Source organism: Streptomyces ipomoeae 91-03, assembly GCF_000317595.1.
Lineage (GTDB): Bacteria > Actinomycetota > Actinomycetes > Streptomycetales > Streptomycetaceae > Streptomyces > Streptomyces ipomoeae.
Genome location: NZ_AEJC01000105.1, coordinates 1 through 10617 on the forward strand (window position 1 = coordinate 1; position 10617 = coordinate 10617).

The 10617-nt window shown below is 72.4% G+C and carries 8 protein-coding genes; 3 read left to right on the forward strand and 5 right to left on the reverse strand.

The window, feature by feature from the left end; genetic code table 11:
- Positions 1–130: 130 nt before the first annotated feature.
- Together STRIP9103_RS06835 and STRIP9103_RS06840 are read right to left on the reverse strand one after the other, a co-directional pair.
- A complete protein-coding gene (locus STRIP9103_RS06835) occupies positions 131–1186 on the reverse strand; it encodes a lactonase family protein (protein ID WP_048819827.1) in 1056 nt (351 codons plus the stop codon).
- A 281-nt stretch (positions 1187–1467) separates the two neighbouring features.
- Complete coding sequence (locus tag STRIP9103_RS06840; RefSeq protein ID WP_009301679.1) at positions 1468–2982, reverse strand: FUSC family protein; 1515 nt, start codon at positions 2980–2982, stop codon at positions 1468–1470.
- 379 nt (positions 2983–3361) lie between these two features.
- Between STRIP9103_RS06840 and STRIP9103_RS06845 the strand changes: the two genes are divergently transcribed.
- From STRIP9103_RS06845 to STRIP9103_RS06855, 3 genes are read left to right on the forward strand one after another with little or no spacing between them, the layout of a single operon-like run.
- On the forward strand, positions 3362–5020 hold the full coding sequence (locus tag STRIP9103_RS06845; RefSeq protein WP_009301668.1) for a serine/threonine-protein kinase: 1659 nt from the start codon (positions 3362–3364) through the stop codon (positions 5018–5020).
- Positions 5021–5069: 49 nt separating this feature from the next.
- Positions 5070–5549 (forward strand): Lrp/AsnC family transcriptional regulator, encoded by a 480-nt coding sequence (locus STRIP9103_RS06850; protein WP_009301667.1) that lies wholly within the window; start codon positions 5070–5072, stop codon positions 5547–5549.
- A 37-nt stretch (positions 5550–5586) separates the two neighbouring features.
- On the forward strand, positions 5587–6273 hold the full coding sequence (locus STRIP9103_RS06855; RefSeq protein WP_009301674.1) for an HAD family hydrolase: 687 nt from the start codon (positions 5587–5589) through the stop codon (positions 6271–6273).
- A 110-nt stretch (positions 6274–6383) separates the two neighbouring features.
- Here STRIP9103_RS06855 and STRIP9103_RS06860 read toward each other — a convergent pair whose 3' ends face one another.
- The 3 genes from STRIP9103_RS06860 to STRIP9103_RS06870 form a co-directional block, all read right to left on the reverse strand.
- Positions 6384–9011, reverse strand: a complete 2628-nt coding sequence (locus STRIP9103_RS06860) for an immunoglobulin domain-containing protein (protein WP_009301681.1) — start codon at positions 9009–9011, stop codon at positions 6384–6386.
- 112 nt (positions 9012–9123) lie between these two features.
- Complete coding sequence (locus tag STRIP9103_RS06865; RefSeq protein WP_009301675.1) at positions 9124–9663, reverse strand: hypothetical protein; 540 nt, start codon at positions 9661–9663, stop codon at positions 9124–9126.
- 142 nt (positions 9664–9805) lie between these two features.
- Positions 9806–10617, reverse strand: an 812-nt coding sequence (locus STRIP9103_RS06870; protein WP_048819829.1) for an HtaA domain-containing protein, incomplete at its 5' end; no start/stop codon positions are given.

The following is a 10617-nucleotide window of genomic DNA, read 5'->3' on the forward strand; positions in this document are numbered from 1 at the left end:
GCCGTATGTCCGCGGTCTCCGCCGACGGCGCCCGCGCCGGCGCTCCGCAGCCAGTCGGCCTGTCGGTCAGTCGGCCTGTCGGTCAGTCGGCCTGTCGGTCAGTCGGTCAGTCGGTCAGTCGGTCAGTCGGTCAGTTGTCGAGGACGACGCAGGAGGCCGCGGGTGCCTCGACCGAACCGGCTCGTTCCGGGATGCCCGTGTCGGGGTCGACCGTGAACCAGGTGACGTCGCCGGAGTGCTGGTTGGCGACGTACAGGGTGCCGGCCGCGTATGTGAGGGCGCGTGGCCAGTGGCCGCCGCAGGGCACGGTCGTGACCAGGCGCAGCCTGTCGCCCTCGACCGCGAGCACGGAGAGTACGTCCACGCCGCGGGTCGCCGTCCACACGAAGCGGCCGTCGGGCGACACGGCGATGCCTGAGGGGTACGCGTCGCCGTCCGGGGCGCCCGGTAGTACCGAGGTCTCCCCCAGGGGCTCCAGGAGGCCGTCAAAGGCCTTCCAGCGGCAAACGGTGACCGTCGGCGCGAGTTCGTTCAGCACGTAGACGTACGACCCGTCCGCGCCGCCCGGGGCGAAGGCGAGGTGGCGTGGGCCGACGCCCGGGCGCAGTGCCGTCTCTCGGCGCACGACGGGCACGCCGCCCTCCAGGGCGCACACCCGTACCGTGTCCGTGCCGAGGTCGACACCGAGGAACCAGGGACCGCTCGGGGCCGGAAGCACCTGGTGGGCGTGCGGTTGGCGCTGGAAGCGGGGGTGCCGGCCCGATCCGGTGTGCCGGAGTGTGCCGGACGCGGTGTCCGCGAGGGTGCCGTCGGGGCGGAGGGGTACGGCGGTGACGCCGCCGGAGCCGTGGTCGGCGGTCAGGACGTGGCCGGCGAACAGGCAGAGGTGCGTGGGACCGCCGCCGACCGCCACCGGCGGCCCGGTCGGCTCGGGCTTGTCGTCCGTCACCCGGTAGGCGGCCACCATGCCCTCGGCCGTCTCGCTCACCGCGTAGAGCGTGTCGCCGTCCGGGGAGAGGGCGAGGTACGAGGGGTCGGGTACGTCGTCCGCGCCGCCCAGGACGGTCAGGGCGCCGTTCGTCCCGTCCACGGTGGCGACGAGGACGCCGAGGCCTCCCGCTCCCGTGAACGACCCGATGTACGCCCGCCGTCGCCCCTTGCCGCCCACCGCCCCAGTTGGTGCCACTGTCGCCCCCTCCCGCTCGTGCGTTGTGCGGGCGACGGTGTCAGCAGGTCTAGACCAAAAGGGTGGTGCCGGGCGAGCGAAGGGCGCGAAGACAGCCGTACGCGCCGCGGAAGTGCCGCAAGCTCCGTCACACCGACGCCGGGGTCCGCACCGGGATCTCCGGCCTGCGGGAGCCGGCGGCCGGGGAACGGCGGAATCAGGACACCTGCCGGGCAGTGCTCCACGGCCCCCTCCCGGCGATCAGCCGTACTCAGGAACCGGCCAGTCGGGAACCCCGGTACTCAGGAACCGGCCAGTCGGGAACCCGGGGTCCTCCCGAGCGGCATCGCCAGTTCCGACAGCGCCTTTTCCAGGTTGTACAGATGCGTGAAGGCAGCGTTGTGCGGCTGTGCGTGGGGCGGCGCCCCGGCTTCCGCCTCGGAGGTCGGCTCCTGACCCGTCACAGCCGGTCGCGTCTCGCCGATGGTGAGAGCGTCCACGGCGGCTTTCACGCGCCAGCAGGCGGCGACCAGGGAGGCCTCGTGCGATCCGCCCGGGTCGGCGGTGGCGGAGACCAGGGCCCGTACCTCGTTGACGCAGTCGCCGAGCAAGTCGATGGCCTGGCGGGCGCGTTCCTTACGGGCGCGGAACGGGTTCAGGGGGTGGACGAGTGGGGCGAGGGCCATGCGTGCCCGGCCGAACAGCGTCTCCAACTCGGCCGCGTGAGGGGTCGGATCGGCCGTGGGATCGCCTTCGAGCCGGGCGGCCGTCTCGGTCGCGGCGGCGTGCACGCAGTGCAGGGCCCGCTGGATCCAGGCGTCGTTCGTCGCGTGCGTCGTGACCGGCAGTACGAGGACCACGGCCAGCATGGCGCACACCGCGCCCACGCCGGTCTCCACCAGACGGAGTGCGAGCAGGCCGGGGTCCAGCACGCCGAGCAGTCCGTAGAGGAGGCTGGCCATGACGGTCACGGCCAGCATCATCCAGGAGTACGAGACCGCCGTGTAGAAGATGCCGAAGACGCAGAGCGCGATCAGCCCGGCCGACGGCACGGGCGCCCCGTTGAGCGGAAGGGCGACGAGAAGACCTACGACGACGCCGATCACCGTGCCCAGGACGCGGCGGAAACCGCGGACCAGGGTCTCGCCCCGGGACGTGGTGTTGACGAAGATCCACCAGGCGGTGCCGACGGCCCAGTACCAACGGTCCTCCGAGAACACCTGGCCCGCACAGAGCGCGACGGCGCAGGCGACCGCGGCCTGGCAGGCCTGCCTGGTGGTCGGTCGCGCCAGACCCGTCCTGGGCGGCTCGGCGGGGACCACGACCGGCGGGACACGGCGTTCGATGGGCCAGAGGAGGAAGCGCACCGCGCCGGCGACCAGCAGGGCGAGGGCCATGGCCCCGTACAGCTCGGGCAGTTGGGCGGGGACGGCGTGGAGGAACTGTGTGACGAAGAAGCTCATGAACGCGAAGATCCCGAGCGCCTGGCCGCGCGGCCCCCATCGGCGGGCGTGGACCCCGCAGAAGACGGTGAGCACGAACGCGGCATCACGTGCGGCGGTGACCTCGTGCAGCGTGGTGGCGAGGGCCAGCACCGGGAATCCCGCCACGGGCAGCAGCGCGGTGGTGATCCGCTGGGCGCGGACGGTCGCGTCGGTGACGGTGAAGAGGGCCAGGAGCGCCGCCAGGCCTCCGGTGATCGACGCGGGCAGCGAGAAGCCGCACGCCTCGGAGGCGGCCACCGCCGCGCCGACGCCGATGACGGCGCGGGCCGCGTTCCGCAACCTCGACCGTCCCGGATCCGGAGCCGTGAACATCCTCTTCATGGCCGTGTGCCGCCCCCTTGCCGTGGTGCATGCCGCGCCCGTGGCCGCGCTCCGGGGTGTCGGGCGGGCGACGGGCACAGCGAAGGCGCCGCGCTCCGGATCGGCCTCGTCGCCGTCCGGCACCGCGCGGCGCCGAAGTACGTGGATACGACAGAGGTAAGCACCTTTGCCCCAATGGCTCAACAGGCCGGTCGCCGGCTGCGCCATTGGCCCACTTCGAAAGTCCCGTGAGCTACCGCTGGTAGGCCAACGGATCACACACCGGAGAACCACACGATTCCGAGCCCATACCTCGAATTCGAACTGGAGTCGCCGGGACAACCCTTAGGCTGTTGATGATCGACTCAGGGGATCGGGGGGACGCGGGCCGATGAACCATGCGACCGAGGTGTTCCAGCCGCTGCGGGCGGACGATCCGCCCGTGGTGGCCGGTTACCGGCTCGCCGCCCGGCTGGGCGCGGGTGGTATGGGCCGTGTCTATCTGTCGCACACGCAGGGTGGCCGGCCGGTGGCGATCAAGGTGGTGCGGCCGGAGCTGGCCGACGACCCGGCGTTCCGGCGGCGGTTCGGACGGGAGATCAAGGCGGCCCGGCGGGTCCGGGGCGCGTACACCGCCGAGCTGATCGACGCCGACGCGGACGGCACGCCGCCCTGGCTGGCCACGCTGTACGTGCCCGGGCCCTCCCTGGCGGAGGCCGTCGCCCGGCGCGGTCCGCTGCCCGTGCCGGCGGTGCTGTGGCTGGTGGCGGGGGTGGCCGAGGCGCTGCAGGCCATCCATGGCGCGGGGATCGTGCACCGGGACCTGAAGCCGTCGAACGTGCTGTTGGCCGCTGACGGGCCGCGGGTGATCGACTTCGGCATCTCGCTGGGCTCCGACCTCAGTTCGCACACCGTCACGGGCTCCACCGTCGGCACGCCCCAGTTCATGGCTCCGGAGCAGGCGTCCGGGGATGAGGTCACCGCGGCGACCGATGTCTTCGCACTCGGCCAGACGGCGGCGTTCGCGGCGCTGGGTGAGCCGCTGTACGGGGACGGGCCCTCGGTCAGCGTGCTGTACCGGATCGTGCACGAGGCACCCGACCTGTCCCGGCTGCCCGAGCAGCTCCGTCCGCTGATCGCCCGGTGCATGGCCACCGATCCGGCGGAGCGGGCCACCTTGGCGGAGGTCGTCGAGTGGTGCCGACAGCGGCTGGGCCGGGACGCCGACGCGGGCGGAGGACTGGCCGTCTGGCGGGAGGTCACGGGGCCGGAGGTGACGGTTCCGGCTCCGGTCCCGCATCCCACGGCCGCGCACACCGTGCCGGCGCACGCGATACCGATGCACCCGGCGCCGCTGCTCGCACCGCCGCGGTCGCTGCCGACTCCGCCGCGCATGCCCCGCAGACACGTCGCGATGATCACGGCCGCCGCCGTGGCGGCGGGAGCGGTGCTGGTGGCGGGCCTGGCATGGACGGTCAGGGAGACGACGAACCGGCTCCGCGACCGGGACACGACCACGTCGTCGACCACCGGCCCGACGACGTCCGAACGGTCATCGGAGCCATCGTCGACATCCGAGTCCGCCTCGGGGGCGGGTGGCGGGACGGCGGAGGAGGCGTCGCGTCCCTCCCCGACGGCACCGAGCACGCCACGGCCGAGGGCGTACCCCCAGCAGTGGCTGGACGAGAAGCGGGCGCTCGACATCCAGAAGCCGAACAACCTCGAGGACACCAAGGGTGACGCGGACGCCATCCGCTTCGTCTGCGAGAACGTCGGCTGCGCGCTGGAGAGCGACACCAGCGCGATGGTCCTGCTGTACAGCGACCCCGGGGCCACGCTCGACTCGTGCCGCACCGCGCTCACGGGAGCCGGAGCCGAGAGTCGTGAGCTCCCGCTGGCCGCGGCGGCGGTCGGCAGCGAGATCTGCGTCAAGCACCCTTCCGGAGACATCGCGCTGCTGGTGATCCAGGTGAAGTCGACCGCGCTGTGGGACAAGCCCGGGATCAGCTTCCTGACCGCGGACATGACGGTCTGGCGGGCGGCGGCCTAGGTACAGTCGGTTCTTGATCGTCGGATATCGCCGGGAGGCCGACGCGCCAATGGCCGTGGACGAACTCGACACCCGCATCCTGCGGCTGCTCCTGGAGCAGCCGCGTACCAGCGTGCGAGAGTACGCCCGCGTCCTCGGTGTCGCCCGGGGCACGCTCCAGGCGCGTCTCGACCGGCTGGAGCGCGACGGTGTGATCACCGGTACGGGTCCCTCACTCTCCCCCGCCGCGCTCGGCCACCCGGTGCTCGCCTTCGTGCACATCGAGGTCACCCAGGGGCATCTCGACGACGTGGGGGACGCGCTGGCGGCCGTGCCGGAGATCGTCGAGGCGTTCTCCATCACCGGTGGCGGCGACCTGCTGACCCGTGTCGTGGCCCGGGACAACGCGCACCTGGAGGACGTGATCCAGGCACTCATCAGTGTGCCGGGCGTGGTGCGCACCCGTACGGAGGTGGCGCTCAGGGAGCGGGTGCCGCACCGGCTGCTGCCGTTGGTGGAGTCGATCGGCCGGGCGGCGGCCAAGGGCTGATCGCCGATGTCCTCAAGTCGCTGAGATCCTGGAGCCCATGAGCACTCTCGGCGGCACTTCGGTCATCTTCGATCTCGATGGAACGCTCGTGGACAGCGAGCCGAACTACTACGAAGCGAGCCGACGGACCCTCGCCGCGCACGGGGTCACCGACTTCTCCTGGGCGGAGCACGAGCGGTTCGTGGGCATCAGCACTCGGGAGACGGTCGCCACATGGAGGGAGCGCTACGGCTTCGACGTACCGGTCGAGGCGCTCCTCGCCGAGAAGAACCGCCACTATCTGGAGCTGGCCCGCACCGCCACCCGCGTCTATCCGGAGATGCGGAAGTTCGTGGAACTGCTGGCCGCCGAGGGCGTGCCGATGGCCGTGGCCTCGGGTTCGTCGCGCGAGGCGATCGAGGTGATCCTCGCGGGGACGGGACTGGGTGCGTATCTGCGTACCGTCGTGTCCGCCGACGAGGTGGCCCAGGGCAAGCCGGCGCCCGATGTGTTCCTGGAGGCGGCCCGGCGGCTCGGCGTCGCCCCGGCCGGCTGTGTGGTGATGGAGGACGCGGTTCCGGGTGCGGTCGCCGCCCATGCCGCCGGGATGCGGTGCGTCGCGATCCCCTATGTCGCCGAACAGGCCGACGACCCGGCGTTCGCGACGGCCGGGCTGCTGGTGCGCGGCGGACAGGGCGAGTTCACGGCCAGGGACGCGTACGACTGGATCGCGGCGTCGCGTTGAGCCGAGAAGGCCGAGAAGCGGGACGCCCGGCCCACCGAGGGTGACAGTGGGCCGGGCCGCGCTTTTCGGTTCCGCGGGTTGGTGCCGCGTCGGTTTGTCGCTCCGCGGGGTCAGGCGGTCGTACCGCGGCCCATCCCCCGCGCCCGGCGGTGCAGGATCCAGCCCGTGATGGTGAGCGCGGCGGCCGAGGCGGCCACGCCGAGGACGGTCAGGCCGGTGGAGGCGAGGCTGCCGTCGTCGCCCGTGGTGGAGCCGCCCGTGCTGCCGCCGGAGCCGCCGGTGCCACTGGAGCCGGTCGTCGAACCGCTGTTGGAGGAGCCGCCGGTGGAGGTGCCGCCGTCGCTCCCGCCGTCACCCTCGTCGTCGGTGTCCACCGGGTCCTGGCCGACGAAGGAGACCGGGACCTTGACGTCCTGGGAGCGGTCGCCGGACAGGGTGTGGTCGGCGCGGGTGGCGAGGACGCACTTGGCCTCGAAGCAGTCGGTGTACTCGTCCTTGGCGTCGACGGTCAGCTCGACCTCGAACCTTCCGCCGTCCTCGTACGGGATCGCCAACTCCTCGCCGTAGTCCGGCGGGTTGGAGGAGATCCACGCGGACGTGTGCGACTCGCCGGTCATGTCGACGCCGCCGACGCACGGGGTGGGCAGTTCGCCGTCGCCGTTGTCGACGCAGAGGGCGACGTAGACGCCCTTGGCCTCGTCGTACCCGGAGCCGGTGACCTTGAGGGTCTGGTTCTCGGTGGCGAGGTCGTTGACCGGGGTGACGGTGAGCTTCTGGCCCTCGGGGCCGGTGACGGTCTTGGTACCGGAGGGCTCGGTGCCCTCGTCGCCGTCGCCGCCGCTGTCACCGCCGCCGGTGCTGTCGTCGGCCTCGGTGACCGTGAGCGTGAAGGGTGCGGTGCGGGTCACGCCGACGGAGTTGGTGAACACGGCGCGGTACTCGTAGCCGTCGTGCGCCGTCTTGGCGGTGAAGGTGTACGTGTTCTTCGTCGCGCCCTCGATCCTTGACCAGGTCTGGCCGCCGTCGACGCCGACCTCCCACCGCACGGTGGGTTCGGGGGTGCCCTCGGCCGCCGCGACGAACGAGACCTCGTCGCCCGGGGCCACGGTCCGGTCGGTCGGGGTCTGGGTGACCTTGGGGGACATCCGGCGGTCGAGCTTGGTGATCTCGCCCTGGAAGGGGCTGCTGACGTAGACGGAGGTGCCGCCCGGGGCGACCGCTACGGAGGCCGGGCCGAGCTGGGAGTTGTTGCCCTCCAGCTTGGTCGGGGTGGCGGCCTCCGCGTAGGTGGTGGTGTCGTACACGCCGAGGGAGCTGTTGTCGTCGCCGCCGTTGCCGGCCTCGCCGTTGTCGTTCCAGACGACGAAGGCCCGGCCGGTGGTGGCGTCGAAGGCGATGTCGGCGGCCTCGTCCGGGCCGTCGATGGTCTTCAGGAGCCTCGCGTCCTTGTCGTAGACGCGTACGGAGTTCCCGCTGCCCACCCAGGCGTTGCCGGTGGTGGGGTCGGCCTCGACGAACGCGACGGAGGCGGCGGGGAGTTCGGCGGTCGCGGTGACCGTGAGGGAGCCGGTGCCGACACGGCGCAGCTGTCCGCCCGTGGAACCGGCGGACCAGGCGGCGCCATGGGCTGTGTCGACGCCGAGCACCGAGCCGCCGTCGAGGGTGAGGGTGCGGTTGTCGAGGGCGACGCCGGTGGCGATGTCGACCTCGGAGAGCCGGGCGCCCTGGGCGACCAGGACGGTGGAGGCCTTGGTGCCGGGGCCGACTCCGGTGACGGTATTGCCGGTGAGCCACACGCCGGCGGCGAACGCGTCGCCGTCCTTGGCGGTGCCGATGCCGCGCAGCGGGTAGTGGAAGACGACTCCGTCGCCGGCGAGCGGAGCGGCGATCATCGCGACGTTGCGGGGGCCCAGGGTGCCGCCCGCGCCGGGGGCCTGGGTGATGTGGGTGAGGGGCCTGCCGGTGGTGGCGTCGAGGGCGTGCAGACCGCGCTCGTTGACGTCCCCGGTGTCGACGAAGTCCTCGGAGCCCGCGTAGAGCTTGCCGGACTCGGGGTGCAGCAGGAGGTCCTTGACTTCCCCGGCGGCGGCCGTGAACGCCGTCGACTTCACATAGCTGACGGTGCCGGCGGGCACGTCCACGCCGTCGCCGCCGTCGTCCCCGTCGCCGGTGTCCTGGCCCTCGAAGGTGACGGGTACGCGGACGTCCTGGGAGCGGTCGCCGGAGTTGCGGTGGTCGACTCGGGTGACGACGGAACAGACGACCTGGGTGCAGTCGACGCCGTTGTCCTTGGCCTTGATGTCGATCTCGACGTCGAAGGTGCCGCCCGCGCCCCATGTGACGGCGAGGTCGCCCGCGTACTCGTCGCCCTCGGGGACGATCCACTGCGAGGAGTTTCCGGTGCCGTTCTCGTCGGCGCCGCCGATGCAGGGGGTGGGGATCTTGCCGTCGCCGTTGTCCTTGCACAGGGCGACGTAGATGGCCTTGGTCGCGTCGTAGCCGGAGCCGGTGACCCTCAGCGTCTCGCCGTCGGGGTCGAGGTTCGCGGAGGCGGAGACGGTGAGCTTCTGGCCGTCCTTGCCGAGTCCGGTCTTCGGGGTGTCGGCGGCCCGGGCGGAGGTGCTCACCGTGACCGCGGCGGCCACGAGGGCGGCGGCGCCGAGAAGTGCCGCGGGGCGCCTGAGGCGCGCTCGGGCAGCCCGGTCCGGCTGCCGCCGGTCCGTCGTGTCGTCTCTCATGGGTTCCTCACTCGTCGGGTGCGCCCCGCACCCGGGGGACGCCAGGGCCTGATCCGCCGGACAGGCCCAAGAGCCGGGCCCCGTGGCGAAGGGGCCCGGCCGGACGGGGTGGTTACTGGAAGGTGATGGGGACGTGGACGTCGTACTTGCGGTCGTTGGTGTCGAAGTGGTCGGCGCGGGTGACGACGGCGCAGGTGACGTCCTCGCCGCAGACGCTGCCGTCCTCCAGGGTGGCCTTGACGTAGATGTTCACGTCGAAGGTGCCGCCGGTGCCGAACTTGGAGCTGTTGGCGAACATGCCGCCGAAGGTGTTGTTGACCCAGTGCGAGGCACCGGTCGAGCCGCTCTCGTCCTGGCCGCCCAGGCAGGGGGTGGGCTTGGTGTCGCCCGGGTTGCCCTCGACCACGCAGAGGCCGACGTAGATGCCCTGGCCGGTGTTGAAGCCGGAACCGGTGACGTTGATGACCTGGCCCGAGGCGGCGGCCGTGCCGGGGGCGGTGACCGACAGGTTGTAGGTGGTGCCGCCGTCGACGATGGTGCGGGTCGAGGTGGCGGCGGAGGCCGAGGTGGCGAGGCCGAGCGTCAGGGCGGCGGAGGCGGCGACGGCCAGACCGGCGCGGGCGGCAGTGCGGGCGGAGGGAACGACTCTCACAGGAGAACCTTTCTCGAAGGCCGATGTGCGCGAGTCGAACCCCCGACCCATCGCACTTAGGTAAGCCTTACCTAACCTTTTTCTTGATTCGGTTGTCAACAGAAGACAAAGCGGTTCCAACTGAGCGGTGCGCGGAGGCTGTTCAGGCAGACGGGGCGGCGGCGAGCACCGTGAACCCCGCGGTGGCCTCGCGCCCCCCGGTCACGGAGTACAGCTGGACCGTGTGCGCGCCCTCGGTGGCGGTGTCGTACACCGGGAAGTCACGGGCGACCCGGCCCGATTCGTCGGCCACGGCCTGGTAGCGGGTGTCGTCGTCGATCGCGACGAGGACGACCTCGCCGGGCTCGAACCCCTCGCCGGTGACCCGCTGTTCGGCGCCGGGCGGCAGGCTCGCGCGCCCGACGGCCGCCGACCGGGCGGCACCGGTGGCTTTCTCCGCCTCCGTACGGCCGTCCGTCGCCGTCGTGTCGTCCCCCTCGGGGGCCGACGAGGGTATGTCGCCGCCGGAGTCGTCGGTGGTGCCGTCCTGCGGTGGGTCGGATGCGGTGGCGCCGGTGCCCACCGCCACGTCGAGCGGGGCGAGTTCGTCTCCCGCCGCGTACGACGTCCCGCTCCACTCGGTGAGCAGTGCGGCGCCCTCGGCGGTCAGCGACACCCGCAGGGCGGACCAGGTCGTACCGCCACTGCGTACGGTCGGCCCGGCGGCACCCGGGGCGACCTGGGCCAGCGTCAAGTCATCGGCCTCCCCCGCCCGTTCGGCGCGCGCCCGGAGGGTGCCGGTGCCGCCGTCCAACCGGAGGCGCAGATCGCCGAGGGTCAGGCTGTCGGTGTCGCCCAGGCGGATCGAACCGCCGAGGACGACGTCCGCGCCCCCGGTCGCCGGGCTCACGCTGCCGCCGTCGACCGGGAACCAGGTCCGGCCACCGGAGCCGCGTACGGCGGGCGCCTCGGCCG